Annotated in this window: 11 protein-coding genes; 6 read left to right on the forward strand and 5 right to left on the reverse strand. The window is 39.8% G+C overall.

Annotation, left to right across the window (positions count from 1 at the left end; translation table 11 throughout):
- Window positions 1–2: 2 nt before the first annotated feature.
- Both BVC89_RS02355 and BVC89_RS02360 read left to right on the forward strand, forming a co-directional pair.
- Window positions 3–2,099 (forward strand): M14 family metallopeptidase, encoded by a 2,097-nt coding sequence (locus tag BVC89_RS02355; protein ID WP_245929292.1) that lies wholly within the window; start codon window positions 3–5, stop codon window positions 2,097–2,099.
- Window positions 2,100–2,258: 159 nt separating this feature from the next.
- A complete protein-coding gene (locus tag BVC89_RS02360; protein WP_158657753.1) occupies window positions 2,259–3,101 on the forward strand; it encodes an NAD-dependent epimerase/dehydratase family protein in 843 nt (280 codons plus the stop codon).
- Between the two features lie 72 nt (window positions 3,102–3,173).
- Here BVC89_RS02360 and BVC89_RS02365 read toward each other — a convergent pair whose 3' ends face one another.
- Window positions 3,174–3,965: a hypothetical protein gene (locus tag BVC89_RS02365; RefSeq protein ID WP_086929672.1), complete on the reverse strand. Its 792-nt coding sequence runs from the start codon at window positions 3,963–3,965 to the stop codon at window positions 3,174–3,176.
- Between the two features lie 206 nt (window positions 3,966–4,171).
- Between BVC89_RS02365 and BVC89_RS02370 the strand changes: the two genes are divergently transcribed.
- Window positions 4,172–5,245, forward strand: a complete 1,074-nt coding sequence (locus BVC89_RS02370; RefSeq protein ID WP_086929673.1) for a flavin monoamine oxidase family protein — start codon at window positions 4,172–4,174, stop codon at window positions 5,243–5,245.
- A gap of 65 nt (window positions 5,246–5,310) precedes the next feature.
- Here BVC89_RS02370 and BVC89_RS30485 read toward each other — a convergent pair whose 3' ends face one another.
- Window positions 5,311–5,442 carry a hypothetical protein gene (locus BVC89_RS30485; protein ID WP_281260980.1) on the reverse strand — a complete coding sequence of 44 codons (132 nt, stop codon included), beginning with the start codon at window positions 5,440–5,442 and terminating at the stop codon, window positions 5,311–5,313.
- A 1,192-nt stretch (window positions 5,443–6,634) separates the two neighbouring features.
- Here BVC89_RS30485 and BVC89_RS02380 point away from each other — a divergent pair.
- Complete coding sequence (locus tag BVC89_RS02380) at window positions 6,635–8,623, forward strand: DUF1349 domain-containing protein (RefSeq protein ID WP_086929675.1); 1,989 nt, start codon at window positions 6,635–6,637, stop codon at window positions 8,621–8,623.
- An 84-nt stretch (window positions 8,624–8,707) separates the two neighbouring features.
- On the opposite strand, the gene BVC89_RS02385 is transcribed toward BVC89_RS02380, so the two are convergent.
- A complete protein-coding gene (locus BVC89_RS02385) occupies window positions 8,708–11,389 on the reverse strand; it encodes an extracellular metalloproteinase (protein ID WP_216825074.1) in 2,682 nt (893 codons plus the stop codon).
- A 1,050-nt stretch (window positions 11,390–12,439) separates the two neighbouring features.
- Window positions 12,440–13,351: a hydrogen peroxide-inducible genes activator gene (locus BVC89_RS02395; protein WP_086934471.1), complete on the reverse strand. Its 912-nt coding sequence runs from the start codon at window positions 13,349–13,351 to the stop codon at window positions 12,440–12,442.
- A gap of 146 nt (window positions 13,352–13,497) precedes the next feature.
- On the opposite strand from BVC89_RS02395, the gene ahpC reads away from it, so the two are divergent.
- Both ahpC and ahpF read left to right on the forward strand, forming a co-directional pair.
- On the forward strand, window positions 13,498–14,061 hold the full coding sequence (gene ahpC, locus BVC89_RS02400; RefSeq protein WP_086929677.1) for an alkyl hydroperoxide reductase subunit C: 564 nt from the start codon (window positions 13,498–13,500) through the stop codon (window positions 14,059–14,061).
- A gap of 64 nt (window positions 14,062–14,125) precedes the next feature.
- The gene (ahpF, locus tag BVC89_RS02405; protein ID WP_086929678.1) at window positions 14,126–15,721 is read left to right on the forward strand and encodes an alkyl hydroperoxide reductase subunit F; all 1,596 of its coding nucleotides are present in this window, start codon (window positions 14,126–14,128) and stop codon (window positions 15,719–15,721) included.
- Between the two features lie 136 nt (window positions 15,722–15,857).
- Here ahpF and BVC89_RS30675 read toward each other — a convergent pair whose 3' ends face one another.
- Entirely contained in the window at window positions 15,858–16,253 is a 396-nt protein-coding gene (locus BVC89_RS30675; RefSeq protein ID WP_425428353.1) for an RING finger domain-containing protein, read from the reverse strand.
- Window positions 16,254–16,645 lie beyond the last annotated feature (392 nt).

Consider the following 16,645-nt stretch of genomic DNA (forward strand, 5'->3'; position numbering starts at 1 on the left):
ATATGCTTGAGCGATATCCTGCCCTTTTTAGTGTTGTTCTTTTGGCTTTGACGCAAACTATTGCAGCAGATAATGGGATAACAGATGCGTCTGCTGATGTGGCAGTTGAGCCAATAGCGGAAGAAAAAACGCAGGTGCGTGATGATTTTCCCTCCGCAAACATTAGTGAGGAGAATACAGAACAAGCGGATAACGGTTTAGTGAAACTAAAACTATCATCTGTTGACCCTGAGCAACAGGTGGTAGGTCAGGATAATCCACCTGTTAAAGCTCCTAAGCAGGCGGAAAATATTGATCTTAAAGAGGTTGTTGAGGAGCCACTTAAAGTTAGCGAGCCTATCGAGACAGGCACTCAAACAGAAGGAATAGATAAGACACCTACCCAAAAAGGAATCAAAATAGATAAGACAGGCAAAATAGATGAGACAGGCACTCCAGCTGAGGAGAGCGCTGAAGTGATGGAGCCTGCAGAAAACATCGATTTGAAGGAGGTGGTTGAAGAGCCTCTGCGAGTAAACCAGCCTAAAGTTGACAGTGAAAAAGTGATTGAGCAGGTAGATTCTCCTGAGGATCCACCAGCACAGAAAGTCTCAGCAGAAGAAGCGGCTAAGGTAAAGGAGAGCGAGACAAAAGAGACAGCAAAGGCTAGCGATGGCAAACAAAGTGAGCCAGAGAAAGGGACGATTGCTGATCCTAATAATACGGCTGCTGATAGCCAAATAGTCGATAGCCCAGCTACAGACAGCCCAACCGTGACAGATGAGCCTGGCACCTCATCTGCTAGCGGCGCTACCGCGGATAAAGATAAAAGCAATAATGCGGTTGATGAAAAAGCTATCGCAGACTCAGATACAGCAGAAGATAAAAAAGCAGGATTACTAAGCAAACTTGCGCAAGAGATTTCAGGTAAAGAAGAAAAAGAGCAACAAAAGCCCCTGTTGCTACTTAATAGTGAAGTACTTCCAGGCACTTCTACTCGTTTGGGTTGGTCGCCGAGCGTTTCGTTTATCGGTATTTCTGCGCCTACCGCGGTATTAGTGCTTAATGGTGTAAAGCCAGGTCCGACACTTTGTCTCACGGCCGCTGTTCACGGTGATGAGTTAAATGGTATCGAAGTGGTAAGGCGAGTTCTATATGACATTGATCCGAAAGAACTTTCTGGTGCTGTGATCGGTGTTCCGATAGTGAACTTACAAGGCTTTAGGCGCTCGTCCCGCTACCTACCCGATCGTCGCGACTTGAATCGCTTCTTCCCAGGTAACCCAGAAGAGAGTTCGGCTGCGCGCATTGCTTATTCATTTTTCTCCGAAGTTATCACCCATTGTGATATGTTAATTGACCTACATACAGGTTCATTTCGCAGAACTAACTTGCCGCAATTACGTGCCGATTTAAATTATCCCAATGTCGCAAGCTTAGCTGAAAAAATGGGTGCAATTGTGGTGGTGCAAAGTGAAGGTGCCATTGGCAGTTTGCGTCGGGCTGCTGTGGAACAGGGCATCCCCTCGGTAACACTGGAAGCTGGTGCTCCACATGAATTGCAGAAAGACGCAGTAGAGCACGGTGTAAAAAGTATCGAGAGTGCGATGGATAGTTTGGGTATGATCAAACGTCGTCGCTTTTGGGAGCGCAGTGCCGAACCCGTCTATTACAAATCTACTTGGGTGAGAGCTCGCGAGGGAGGCATTCTATTTAGTGAAGTTTCCCTTGGCGCGCGTGTTAAACAAGGGGACCTACTGGGTACGGTAACTGATCCTATTACTAATGTGCGATCGCAAATTGTTAGTCCATTTGAGGGGCGCGTAATTGGCATGGCATTGAATCAAGTCATGTTTCCAGGTTTTGCTGCCTACCATATTGGCTTAAAAGCCGCTGTTGAAGAAACACCGGAAGGGAAGGTATTGGTTAGTGAGAACGAAGATACTCAACAGCCAAACATAGCAGATGATGGAACCACCACTGGGGATAAGCTTACTACGAAAGCCATTGACGGAAGTGGTGATAAAGCCTCATCGAGTCCTGTTGTGGATGAAATTGATCCGGTAGTAGAAACAGAAACAATTGAGAATATTATGCCTCCTGCTGAAGATTCAGAGTAGGAGTGATTTGTTTTCTGAGACACGTAACTTCAGATATTTTAATAGAGCTGTGCCCAGATTAAATCACACTTTTTCACTCGTTATCATAAATGTTTTTATTTTAATCTTCAGTGTAACAGCATTTAAAATTCATATTACTTGAGCGTAATGGGTATTAATATGAGAGTGCTAATTACAGGTAGTTCAGGCAATATTGGATCTGTTATTGCAACTCACTTAGCTAACCAGTACGAAGTGCTGGGTCTAGATATTGTGCCCGGAGAATTTACTACTCATGTAGGAGATATTTCGGATAGTATTTTACTTGATAACCTGGTTGCCAATGTCGATGTGGTTTTTCACTGTGCAGCCTTTCATGCGCCTCATGTAGGAGAGGTAGGTGATGAAAAGTTTTGGCAGGTAAATGTAGAGTCTACACAACTATTACTTGAAAAGTCTCTCAAATATAAAATCAAACGCTTTATTTATACCAGTACTACATCGGTATATGGTTGTACTCAACGTACTAAGAATAGCGCTGTTTGGGTTGATGAGCAGCTTACACCTTCGGTGGAAGACATTTATGATGAAACGAAACTGGCAGCCGAAAAAGCATGTTTCGATGTATCTCTTGCCGGTCTTGATGTTATTGTTTTGAGAATGTCACGATGTTTTCCGGAGGCGGATCACCTGCAAGTATTTTATCGCTTATACCGAGGCGTTGCTGCGCAAGATGTTGCTTGTGCTCATGCATTGGCAATGCAATGTAAACTTGAAGGTTTTCATATTTTTAATATCTCTGGGCAAACTCCCTTTGTTAAAAAGGATTGTCAGAGACTCTTGCATGACCCTTGGGCTGTAATTAAAAATTATTTTCCAAATGCACAAGAGATGTTTAAAAGAAATGGTTGGCCTCTGCCTACTTCTATCGATAGAGTTTATAGTATAGAAAAAGCAGTAAAAATACTAAACTATCGCCCCATAGAAAACTTTATTGATATTTTAAAAGTTAAATCTAGTTAGAATTATTGTGTGATTTTTTGCAAGATTTTCTAAAATAGATGAACTTCCCTGTTTATACTGTATATATTGGTTTTATCTCAGCATTGAGCCTGCAATGTATTTTCCTTTAGTATCTTTCGCTGGTGAGTATTGATTAAATATTTCTGTAGGCAATGTAGCAAAAGTATTTAGCGGGGCCATACCGTTTTCGCCCCGGTTATCTGATAGCATAATTTTTCCGTAGGGCCGCCAGTTTTTCCATGGCAATAGAAATTTGGGTTCCTTATCTTCTACTTTTGGATAATATGAAAACTCTGTAATAAAGTGGCTTTCTTTATCTATAAATACCTCATATTTATTTTCCGGTGTGACGCCGACTTCGTTAAAGGTCATGGTCAATACATCCACTGGGCGGCCATCGCTGCTTTTATCTTCTCGTGAATAGGTTAGATTAACACCTGGGTCGTGAAGCTTATAGGGCATGACTACCCAATAAGAATCGTTAATCCAAACTTCATAACCCCATTTCATTTTTTCGGCCAGTAGCGCCTTATCTTTGACCTCTTTTCCATTCTCCCAAACGCGCCCTTTTTTGTTATGTATATTCATGAGTAGAAGATTGTTTTTGCCTTCTCCATACTCAATACGAATATCTCCAGTATGCTTGTCCCAAACATGAAATCTGCGGCCAAAGAACAACCAGGATATATAGCGAACGTCATTATAGTTTTTGCGCCCGCCCATGGCTTCCAGTGAGGTGTTAGCGATCATCCCTGCTTTACTATCGTGATTATATTCTTGTGCTAGAGTATCTTTGCAAGGTAGGAGAAAAATAAACGAAATAAATAACGCTACTTTTTTAAGTAGCTGTGATTTTACCTTCATAGTTTATTACCAAATGTATTAGGGCCTAAAGAAAGCGGATGATACATGCTTATTAGGGCTTGTTCCTCTCGTGATTGACATTAGATTTTATTTTGTATATTATTTTATCTATCTAGTGATAGATAATCTTTATGGCGAAGCTTTATAAGTAAGCTTTACAGTGGGTAGGCAAATTTAACCATAGGTCAGATAAGAGAAGTATTGATGTGAAAGATGTAGATGTTGTTATCGTTGGTGGAGGTCTAAGTGGGCTTTACTTGGCTTATCGCCTTCAACAAAGCAATAAAAGTTATATATTGCTAGAGGCAAAATCTCGCCTTGGCGGTCGAATTCATAGCAAAATCGATGATCATAGCGGCTTTGCTATGGACTTGGGGCCTACTTGGTTTTGGCCGCAACAACGTCATCTACTTAATGTTTTGTCTGAACTGGAAGTGCAGTTTTTTGAGCAATACCAGCAAGGAGATGGTTTGTACCAAGCGAATAGTGACAGCCTTCAAAGGTTTTCTGATATGGCCGGTATGCAAACTTTTAGGCTGAGCGGAGGCGTATATCGCCTAATTGAGGCTCTACAAGCTCGTGTCGACACAGCAGCTCTCCGTCTTTCTCATGCAGTAGAACATGTCGAGCTAAATGATGGCCGTTGGCAAATACAAACGGCAGATACTAGCTTCACGGCAGAGCATCTAGCATTAGCAGTGCCACCGAGAATAGCGACAGATCATATAGCGGGATTACAGTCTTATTTGTCTGAAGGACTGTTTAAATCTCTTATACAAACACCTACTTGGATGGCAGCACAGGCAAAGTTTGTTGCCCAGTATGATCGACCTTTTTGGCGAGATGAGGGATTGGCTGGCCATGCGTTTAGTCGTGTTGGCCCCATGATAGAAATACACGATGCAAGTGCCGAAGGCGAGCAAGGCTATGGTTTATTTGGTTTTATTGGTGTTAATGCGGCGACTCGTCAAAACTATCCGGCTCAAACCATAGAAGCTATGTGTCTTAGGCAGCTGGCAACCCTTTTCGGTGATAAAGCATTGGCAACCAAGTCGCATTTTTTGCAAGACTGGGCTAAAGACAGGTGGGTTGCTACAAAACAAGATATATCAGAACCTTCTCGTCATCCTGAGTGTCACTTAAGCCCCTACCTTGACGAATTAAAGAAGCTCAATATTAGCTTTCCCGTTACCGAATGCGCGAAATACGATGCCGGTCTACTCGAAGGCGCAATTACTTCTGCGGATGCTTCCTTAGCATTAATTATGGCTAAGGCATGAGATTATATAGATGATAGAATTCATTTGTGAACTCTATCATCTATAGATTTTGTGCTTGCATACTCCTATAGACTTTTACGCACGCATACTTGGTCACCGTAATAATTATTGTGATAATTACAGTGTGGCAGCGGATCTTTTTGTCCACCGCTGTCTTTTTTCAAAATTTTACTAAATTTTTGCAGTATCTTTTTCATCTCTTTCTCCTGGCAATCGTTATTGGCAGTAGCTACTAGCCTCTAGAGATTTATTATCGTTTTTGTAGATGTCAGGGTAAATTTTAAAAAATCGATGATGGTATTCTGTTTTTCCTATAACAGAATTTAAAAGTGACGAGTGCATAGGTATGCCATCCTTAATTAAATTAAAATAGATGGAACGCCTTTATCGGTTATAAGGATATTCTTGATGGTAATAGAGTAAATTAAAAAACTTATTCACAAAAAAATACATTGAATACTTATGGTAGATGTTTTGTAAAAAAAAATAATTTACTATGGGTATGTTAATTTTATAGTTATTAAAGCACCCTATTTAAAAGAGTAATATATGAGAATGATCATTGGGGCTATTGCCTTTCAGATCATTGCTTCTGGATTGTTCTTCTTTGTCAATCAAAATGCTGATAGAAGTATCGTAATTGATAGTATTTTAGATGTTGTTAAGCCGAGAAAAATATCAAGCAATGTATTCTATAATACTGAGTTACAGTGCAACCACTTTAGTAGTAATATAAACCTAGAAGAATAATTCTGGTTTCTATCTACTTGGAATGTCTAATGTGAATTCTGAAAAAATAATAAAAAATACTGGGAGTTATTTCATAACTGCTGTGTATTCCAGTCCTGTATTGAAAACAATTATTACTGTATTTTCCTAGTGTAAGTCTACTAATATCGTTATTATTAATTGAAGTTAAAAAAATAATTTATACTGCCTACTCTTTGAAGATCATTTGGTTTTATCTTGTTTATCGTTTTCCTGTAAAGGCAAGATGTATTTTTAATTGTTAATAGTTTTATTGTCACGTCAATTATTTTTTAGAAAAAATAAATAAACAGTTGTGTTATTCTCGCCACGAAATTTAACATAAATTAAATTTGTTTAATTTATGTTTTAAGTTGGCGCAATAATTTATTCTGTATATGTTTTGTCTATCGTCGATTTTTTTTATGACGATTACCCGAAGAAATTCGTATGAATATTTATTGCCTTACTTGCTTCTTTTGATAGCAAATTGTTTTTTATGTTCAAATATCTAAATAATGGCAGTTTAAGATGATAAGAATAAAGTTAAAAAAACATTTCATTAATAAAATACTTCACCATAGACTAATGTTAGTCGTCCTAGTATTTTTAAATATAAGTGTTTGTGCTCAAGCGGATGATATGGATATTTTGTATATTCGCGGTGAGTTTACCGATAAACCGATGACTATAAATAATCAAACTTGGCGAAATCGCTTGAATACTTTGAATGTCTCATTAAATCGGTATTGGGTAAAACATAGTTATAAAAAAATCACCGCTATTAGAGCTACTTATACACAAGAGCTAACCTTTCCTGGTGTATCAGGTGATTATATGGATGTTCATAAACTTCGCAGTACTGCGCGCAATATGGCAAGTAATGCTGGATTTAACTTACAGGATTATGATCACGTTGTTTATTCTTATCCTAGTATTAAACATTCGCGTGAATTTGGTGCCCTGGGATCGCCTGGTAATATATGGCTGCCTGGAGAAAACCCATTTGATGGTGGTTTGATTCATGAGTTTGGTCACGCTCTAGGTCTTGGGCACGCTCACTCTATTGAGGGTGCTTCTGGTGTGATATATCCGGGTGAGGTGCGAGGAGGTAGAGATGGCTTGTTTATGATGGGTAGCGATGGCCAAGGCCGTATTGGTGATTATTCTACAATTAATTTGCCCATGCGTTATCAAACAAAATTTATAGATGATCGTTATATTCCTATTGCAAAAACTGATAGTACTTATCGTATATGGGAGTTTGAACTAGATACTCTGCCTTCTGTCCGTAACTTGGGTGTTCGAGTAAATGTAAATGGAGAAGATTTTTGGATTAGCTATGCACCTAAGATGGCAGAACGCTGGGCTAACTTTGATTCTGCAGGATTTGCTCGCGGTGTTTTGGTTCACCGCAAAAATAATGCAGTCACATCGACATTAGACTTTACTCCAGGTTCGTTTAATGGCACTAAGAATGAAGAAGACTTTAAAGATACTAGGGATGGAGCCTTACAGATAGGCAGTAGTTATAACTTTCCAAATAGTAATGTTTCCATTCGTCCAAAGAGCACTGGAAGTGCAGGAGGTATACGTTTTATTGATGTAGAAATAAAAATAGGAAATCCTTCATTTTCTGGTACCGCGAGAAATATTGGAGGAGCGGGGTCTACAACAGAAATTAATGGCGGATTTTTTATTCGTAGCAGTGGTGGAGATATTTGGAATAACGCTGATACCTTCCATTATTATAGTCATCAGACTGGCTCACGAAATGGCGATATACGGGCTAAGGTGGAATCTATTAACAGTGGTCATCAGTGGGGAAAATCTGGCGTAATGTTGCGGCAAAATAATTCCGACACAGCGAAAAATGTTTTTGTATATGTTCGCACAGATGGGCAGGTAGGTATGCAATGGAGAAATACAACCGGTGCTAGAAGTATGTCTAAATCTCTTGTTGGTGGCAATGGAACACCTAAATGGGTGCGGGTCAGTAAGAGTGGTAACAAGGCAACAGGTTATTACTCTCTAGACGGTGTTAACTGGTTAACTATTGGCTCAGTTAATATTCAACTTGGACGCGCACCTAGTATGGGTTTAGCCGTATCTTCTTTAAACGACTCAAATGAAACCACTACCCTTATGACAGGGGTGCAAGGTTTTGCTGGCACAAATAACCCAGAAGTTTTTAAATATGATTTTGGTAAAGCTACCTCTGCTTTAAAGCAAGGTTATCAACGGGTTACTGCTTCCACATCGCCCAATAATATCGTCTGGGGGCAAAGTGGTTTACAGGATCGGGATCGTGGTGTTGGTGATAGCACCGAGCGAGATTTTGTATTTGGCACTGCCGGTGGCATCTTAAGAAAGTTTCTGACTAATGGTGTCTGGGAGGTTACATGGATTATGGGAGATGGACATTACGCTCGCGACGGTCAGGGCGTTAAAGCTGAAGGTAGGGTCATGCTTTCAAATATAGCAACTCCTAAAGGTGTTTATACCACTAGATCTTTTATTGTCGAGGTTAAGGATGGTGTTTTAGATTTAGAATTCCTAAATGCACCAGGTGGTAATAATCTATGGCTTGTTAATGCATTAACACTTACTAAGATCAGTGAAATTAACTAGTTAGAAGCTATATACACACGTTTTTACTTTCAAAAAAAGCGGGCACTAGGCCCGCTATTAAAACAATGGATGAATGCCGATAAATTAATTAGGACAGATTCTTACGTCATCAAGACCACATTCGACAATATCTCCTGGGCCTGCGCCGTCAGAACATTGTGCCCGGATAACCACATTAGAGCCTGCCGGTATCGCAGCCGAAACATTTGTCCATGCGGCGGTGGATCTCGAGTCACCATTACTTGCCAGCGTAGAGAAGGTATTACCACCATCAGTAGATACTTCTAGTCTGAAGAAGTCACCATTGGCGTCATCACCAGCATCTCGTTGACCGTGGAAATAAGCCATAGATAAAGTCGAAGCACTGTTAACGCTATAAGTGGGTGAAGAAGTAATACAAACTCCGCCGTCGACATCGTTAACTCCTACGGAGGTATTTGTGGCTGTAAAGTAAGCGTTGGAACCGCTATTTGCAGAACCTACTTGTGTTACTACACCACTGCTAGTTTGTTGGCTAGGAGAGGCGGAAACGAAAGCACCTGTTGAACAGCTAGAGGCACTTGAGTTGCTCCAGCCACCGCTGCCTGCTTCAAATCCTTCCTCAACAGTACAACCTCCTGGGCCAGGTGTTGGTGTTGGCGTTGGATTACCCGTACATTGCGCGGGAATATTAAAGCCGTTTCTAGCACTGCCGTTAGAGCCAGTAGTTGAAGCATTGGTACCTAAACCAAAGTCGGCAAAAGCATTCCATATAGTACATACATCACTGCCTCCAAAACTATTGTTGGCCGCAGCGATAATTCCATCACGAGCATCGATGAATGTTGGTGAACATGAGGTATTTTTCAAACCCTCATTAACATAAAACATCATACGCTTGTTGCCTGCTTCATTGGCATCATTGATATCAAAGTCTAAGAGGTTTTCTTCAAAACCATGTTTATCAACAAGTGCCCAATATACTTCCCACAAGGCTTGTGCCCATACCGAACCAACACCATGAGGAACTACTGCATTGCGAACAGATTCATAGGTGTAAGAATTAATTGCGGGGTTAGTACTATAACGCTGAGGTCTGATGCTGCCATCTGTGGCTAAACCAAATAAGTAAGAACCTACGCCGCGTGCGTCGCCGCCACGATCACCTACTTTGGCGGTATACACTAAGCCCAAAAAGTCACTCCAACCTTCGCCACCTTGTTGCTGGTTTCTCAGGCACGAACTGTTGCTTGGGCCACCCACTTGTCGGGTTGAGATACCATGACCATATTCGTGGACGATAACCAAGTTATCAAAATCACCGTCACGAGAAGGGTTTGCTCTATTACAGGTGAACATTTGCATGCGCGGATTACTGCCGTCTCTAGGTGTAGAGAAGTTTGCATTACAATTACCGCTGCCGTCCTGGGCGTCTGCATTTACAGAGTCTGAGCCAGAGCCTCCGCGACCAAAGTTATTTTCCTGGAAATTACCACCTACTTCATCGAAACCATATTGATACTGTATGTCGTGGATAATGTTGTTCCAATAAAATAAATTGGCAATCGCGGCATTTTCAGATGCTGATGGTGCCCGTGACAAATCGATAGGGAAATCACAAACTTGGCCCGCGGAACAGCTTGGCTGTGGAGTATCACATCGGTTATTTGCGTCGGTATCTGCGCAGGCGTGAACATTGTTACCATCCATAATTAGGCTGTTACCGTCAAACCAACCGTTAGGCGAAGCAGTTGAGTCTTCAGGGTTGGAAACCAACACTCGAGCATCATTAGGTGGTGTGGGAGATGTATGAATGGGACTTTCTTCAGGTTCAGGATAGACTCTAAAAGCAGACTCTTCTGTTTGATCGAAGCTTGTTATCAGCTCACCTGTAACTGCGTTAACTGTGATATCTGGCCACGAATTATTCATTTTAAGTTGGAAATTCCAAGCCAGAGCGGTATTGCCCGGAGACATAGGCACCAACACGAGCTGTGCCTTAATAGGTTCGGAGGAAAGTTGTGCGTGATTGAGTATTGATGTCGCACGTATATCCGAATCCTGCTCACTTAACAGTGCTTGGTCTTTTACACTTACATTTAATGCCCGAGCCGCGGCATTGACTGCTTGGCCAGCATTAATTTTGGGCGTTAATGAATAAACGCTATTTGCTAATTTGGGAATAAAGCCATTGGTTACATGACTAATAGCTCCCTGCGAAGAAACATGTGTTTGCAGTTGCCCGTTATAAACAGGGATACCTTTATATACCTGTCTATAGTAATAGTGAGTGACACCACTAATCGATTTAACTGTATTGACTAATTCCATACCGTTGACATCGGAATCGGTTAATCCCAATAACTGTACATGATCGGTAATAAAATTCTTAGCAACTGTTTCAAGATTTTGTCCAGCGAAGCCTTGCGGTGCTGGCATAATATTTCCTGTTGGATTAACAATACTGCTAGTTGCGCCGTATTTGTTAAAAGTTGTTAACATCCCGGGCATTTGTTGACGCATGGTTTCGATACTTTGTAACTGTGCGTTTTCGGGTGCTACAGCTGTTACTAGTGATGAAATAGCAAGTCGATTATCTATATTGCGTCCGTACTTTGATGTTCCATGTGAATGACCTGCATGTTCATGGTTTGAAACTGCATAGCTTGAAGAAGCTGCTATAGATATTGCAATACTGAGTAATGATGAGCCAATAATTTTGGCGCATTTGTTTTTTTTAAATAAAGAACTATTACGCGAACTGTCGCGGTAATTAGTGTTTCTCACTATCCACCTCCGAAATATTATTTAGAATTTAATTTTTAATAATCGATAAGACATGAAAAGGAATAGTCTATTAGAGCCCTACTAATAGTTAATAGGTTAAATAAATAGACTTAGCTGAAACGTATAAGCTATTGGACTCCTCAAATTATTAAAAAATAATTTAATTCTTGTTTTAATTTTTTATTAAATAATAATTAATAAAAAATGTTACAACATATCTTTATTTTGCTTTTCGGCTACTGGGTTTTTGTTTTTTCTTAATACCTAAGTAGCTTGATCCTTTGGTTAGAAAATTGTGCTAGGAAAATTCCTTTAATATACATTAGCATCCTTTTAATACTTGTAAAATTTTTTTAAAAAGTTACTTGTTTTTAAAAAATAAAAAACTGAAATAATTTTACGGTGAGCTGTAATATTATAGTTGGCTATTATTTTTAATTTTAATAAAACAAAAAAATGATAATTTGTTATTTTTGGTGACAGATGATTTGCCTTTTGTGTAATTAAAAAGACCATCCTATTTTTATCGTTTGTTTCTAAAAATAAGAAACCTATTTTATCTTTTGTTGTGGTTTTATAGAAAAGACTTTCCTATATAGGGAAATACTATCGAATGTGATTTTTTATAGCAAAAGGATATTTTTTTTGTAGGTGTATTCGTAAGCCAAGCGATAAGATAATATTTTTAACTTTTGCTTATTTGTTTTTTATTTCTTATTAAATCAATTTAGATTTGTGATGCTTTTTGAAGTTGTATATGCATGTTTAGGTTTTTAGAATATAAATGGATAAATTTTTCAGTTAATGAGCGCTTTTTTTTCTCTATGTGAGATTTTGATATTTTAGGTGACAGGATTATATTGTAGAGCGTATTATCTTTTGACTAATTAAATTCAATATATCCTCAGTATATTTGTGTGTATTGTGCGTAAGCAACGAAAAGAGATACTTACTGCGCCAATAATCACAAAAACAATAATGTTATTTGTTGTTTACAGTAGATTAAATGGCGCATCTCGTTATTTAATGCATGTGCAGTGAAAATTTTTTTTAGTGCTCCGTACAATATTTTTTTAGCTGCTCTCGAAATATATTCATGAGTAATTCTATATCCTTAACTCCTGCATAATTTAGACGAGTAATAAAAGCAATAGTTCTGTGTGGCCCCGGTTCATCTAGATGGACTGCTTTTAATTCCGACCCCTCAATGATCAGTTGATCCAACGCCATCTGTGGTACGAGTGTTGTACCCATGCGGCCTGCAACCATATGGATCAATGTATATAGGCTTGCGCCAGACATAGAATAGCTGCCACCTTCAGTTGCTTGTAGTTTACATGCAGCCATTGCGTGTTCCTTTAAGCAGTGGCCGTCTTTGAGTAACAGCAAACGTGTTTCGCGAATCTCATCGCTGGTAATTTCTACTTGCTGGGCATGGCTGTCTGTATTGTGGGCAACCATGAAAAAATCCTCTTGCCAAAATTCGAAGGCATGCAATCCATCCAGAGGATAAGGCAAAGCCAAAATACCTGCATCAATGTCGCCATTCTTAACCATTTCGACTAGGACATGGGATTGTTCTTCTAAGATAGTGAGTTCTAGATCCGGGTATTGTTTTCGTACTTCAGGCAACACTTTAGGCAATAAATAAGGGCCTATGGTTGGAATAACGCCAATGGATAAAGGATGGTTTAGCGGTGATGTTTGGCGTTTGGAGAGCTGGTATAGATCATCCATTCGTATTTTAATATCTCTCGCCTTCTCTAGTAAGTCTTCACCAACTTTGGTGGTCAATACCCTTTTGGTATCCCGCTCGAATATCTGAATACCGAGCTGACTTTCCAGCTCAGAAATCGCGGTACTCAATGCGGATTGTGATACAGAGCACATTTCTGCTGCTTTCTTGAAGTGCTTAGTCTTATCCACGGCCAGAGCGTAAGTGAGCTGTTTAAGTGTGATCATATAACCTAGGTTCTCATAAGGGGTTGTTCTAAAAAATAGATTGGCTTTATATATTTTATTCAATTTATTAAATGAGTGGTAGCCCTTATTCTACTTCCATCAACTTAACGAACTAACTTTTAATACTCGAATGAGGAAGTAACGACATGGCTAAAATCAACCAATCTATCCCTGAGTTCAAAGCTGAAGCTTTTCATAACGGTGAATTCACTACAGTAACTAGCGAAGACGTTAAAGGTAAATGGTCCATCTTCTTATTTTACCCAGCTGACTTCACTTTTGTTTGCCCTACTGAACTTGAAGATATGGCTAAGCATTACAAAGAGTTACAAGACCTAGGTGTTGAGGTTTACTCTGTTTCTACAGACACCCACTTTGTTCACAAAGCGTGGCACGACTCAAGTGATGCTATTGGCAAAATCGAATACCCAATGATCGGTGACCCAACAGGCACTATCACACGTGGCTTCGATGTAATGATTGAAGAAGAAGGTGTGGCTTTACGCGGTACTTTCCTTGTTAACCCTGAAGGTGTTATCAAAGTTGCAGAAATACACGACTTAGGTATTGGCCGCTCTGCAAAAGATATGTTGCGTAAAGTGAAAGCTGCTCAATATGTGGCAAACCACGACGGCGAAGTTTGCCCAGCAGCATGGGAAGAAGGTGAAGAAACTTTAACTCCTAGTTTAGATCTTGTTGGCAAGATTTAAAGGAAGGTGCTAAGCACGCGGCGAAGTTGACTTACTTCGCCGCCCAGACAGAAGAGACAGTATTATGTTAACGAAAAATTTATTAGACGCACTGAAGTCATATACTGCAAAAATGAGTAATGACGTAACCTTAGTTCTACAAACTGGCGAACATGCAAAACGTGCTGAGTTGGTTAAATTTTTAAATGACTTTGCTTCAGTATCAGACAGAATTCATGTTGAAGAGCGGGATGTTCCAGCAGTCTTACGCAGTCCCATAAGCTTTATGCTTGAAGTGGATGGGAAATCTCAAGGAATGATCTTTTCCGGCATTCCAGCAGGTCATGAGTTTAATTCATTGGTCTTAGCCGTTCTTCATACTTCTGGCACAGATGTAAAACTTGATGACAGTATTAGAAATATTATTACTGGTGTTGAAGAAGAATTGCGTTTTGAAGTTTTTGTAAGCTTAAGCTGTCATAACTGTCCTGATGTGGTTCAGTCCATCAACCAATTTGCCAGTCTAAATGACAATATATCAGCGGAAATGATTGATGGTGGTTTATATCCTGAGTTAATTGAAGAACGCAATATACAAGGTGTGCCTACGGTATATCTAAACGGCGAGCTCTTTGCCAATGGCAAAATTGATACGGCGCAGCTGTTAGAGAAACTTATGGCCCGTTCGCCTAAGTTAGCACAGGTCGGTAATGCAAGTAATAAGAGTGCTGCACTACCATTGCAAGATGTCACAGTAATTGGTGGTGGCCCTGCAGGTGTTTCAGCTTCTATTTATGCGGCGCGTAAAGGTTTAAATGTTACTTTGATTGCGGATCGTATTGGTGGTCAAGTGAAAGATACTATGGGCATCGAAAATTTGATCTCAGTACCTCAAACTACTGGGCCAAAATTATCTGGTTCTTTACAAGAGCATATGAATGAATATGACATCACTATTAAGGAACATTTACGCGTTGATAAGATTGAAAAAGGCGAGATAAAAACCATACATCTTTCTTCTGGGGAAAAAATCCAGAGTAGGACGATTATTATCGCTACCGGTGCGAAGTGGAGAGAGCTTGGTATCCCCGGTGAAAAAGAAAATATTGGTAATGGTGTTGCCTATTGTCCCCATTGCGATGGGCCTTTCTTTAAAGGGAAAGATGTTGCTGTTGTTGGTGGAGGTAACTCTGGTATTGAAGCAGCATTAGATTTGGCTGGCATTGTTAAGTCGGTAACGGTATTTGAATTTTTACCTGAGCTTAAAGCCGATAAAGTACTAGTGGATCAAGCCTATGCTCGTGACAATATTACTATTTTAAAGAACGTGGCCACGCAAGAAATTACAGCAGAAAACGGTAAAGTGACTGCGGTAGAATACCAGGATCGTGCCACTGGTGAAAATAAGACGGCAGATTTATCTGGTGTATTTGTACAAATAGGCTTAGTTCCTAATAGTGGATTCTTAAAAGATGTGGTGGAGCTTACACCTTATGGTGAAGTGGTAATTAACGATCGCGGCGAAACCAGTGAAACGGGTATTTATGCTTGCGGTGATGTTACCACCGTACCTTATAAACAAATTGTTGTGGCAATGGGCGAGGGATCTAAAGCTGCTCTAGCCGCATACGACTACCTATTAATGCAGCCTGCTATTGCCTCTGATAGCGAAGCTGCATAGGGGCCTGTTAGCACTAATGGAGTTATTAAATTAGTGTTAACAGACCCTAGTAAGGCCCTTGATATACTTTTATCACAGCACAAGACAATCTATTGGTCTTGTGCTCTTTTTGTTTTGAACGCTCTTAAAATATAACCTAATGTCTCCCTTGATGCGCCATTATTCTGTCAGCATGTGACAATTCTCTTCGATCTAATGGGCAGCTATTTCCCTGGCGTAATACGTATTCTTGATAACACTCAAGATGCATATGGTGCCCACAATCAAGTTTAAGTATTTTCTTATTTTGGGCTTCTTGTAATGTAAAGTTAGTTTGATCTATCGGACATCGTTCATTTTGTAGATTTTTTCTGCGGAATCTATTTTCAGAGACCAAACTAAGCCCTGATTGTGATGGCATCACAGGCCCTCTTGGTTCTGCCCTCCTCGCTGCTGAGTTCCTTCGGCGTCCTGAACTAGTAGTTGAAGCAGAGGAAGCCGATGAAGAGCCCGAATATCTAAGTAAAGACATTAAACTATTATGATTACCCATAAAATAACCTTTTTAAAGTTGATAAAAATAATTATGTAGTCTAAAAGTCGCGGTTATATACAGGCTCTAGAGCTAAGTATATAGAAGGTTTTTGGCATGATTTAAGTGATGTAACTCGGAGAGTAAATATAAATCCTAACCTTAACTTTTAGTTATACCTCTGTGTAGAATTTATCGATTTTTGGTTCGATCCTTTACCATTATTGGAAAAGTTTTAGTTTTTTTGGCGTTCCATTTCTTTAACTCTGGCGTCGAATTGTTATTGAAGTTGCTTCCTTGGATCGGTTAGACGTTTGCTCTTCACACAGACTTCACATAAAAATCATACTCGCTTCATTCTTGACTCAAGGACTAGCTTTAAGCTGTTCTCTTTTATTTATATTAGAGGGATA

The organism is Agarilytica rhodophyticola (assembly GCF_002157225.2).
GTDB classification, from domain to species: Bacteria; Pseudomonadota; Gammaproteobacteria; order Pseudomonadales; family Cellvibrionaceae; genus Agarilytica; species Agarilytica rhodophyticola.

Coding starts and splice junctions, on each gene's coding strand:
- BVC89_RS02355 (WP_245929292.1), top strand. CDS start 3: ATGCTTGAGCGATATCCTGCCCTTTTTAGTGTTGTTCTTTTGGCTTTG.
- BVC89_RS02360 (WP_158657753.1), top strand. CDS start 2,259: ATGAGAGTGCTAATTACAGGTAGTTCAGGCAATATTGGATCTGTTATT.
- BVC89_RS02365 (WP_086929672.1), bottom strand. CDS start 3,965: ATGAAGGTAAAATCACAGCTACTTAAAAAAGTAGCGTTATTTATTTCG.
- BVC89_RS30485 (WP_281260980.1), bottom strand. CDS start 5,442: ATGAAAAAGATACTGCAAAAATTTAGTAAAATTTTGAAAAAAGACAGC.
- BVC89_RS02380 (WP_086929675.1), top strand. CDS start 6,635: ATGGATATTTTGTATATTCGCGGTGAGTTTACCGATAAACCGATGACT.
- BVC89_RS02395 (WP_086934471.1), bottom strand. CDS start 13,351: ATGATCACACTTAAACAGCTCACTTACGCTCTGGCCGTGGATAAGACT.
- ahpC (WP_086929677.1), top strand. CDS start 13,498: ATGGCTAAAATCAACCAATCTATCCCTGAGTTCAAAGCTGAAGCTTTT.
- ahpF (WP_086929678.1), top strand. CDS start 14,126: ATGTTAACGAAAAATTTATTAGACGCACTGAAGTCATATACTGCAAAA.
- BVC89_RS30675 (WP_425428353.1), bottom strand. CDS start 16,253: ATGGGTAATCATAATAGTTTAATGTCTTTACTTAGATATTCGGGCTCT.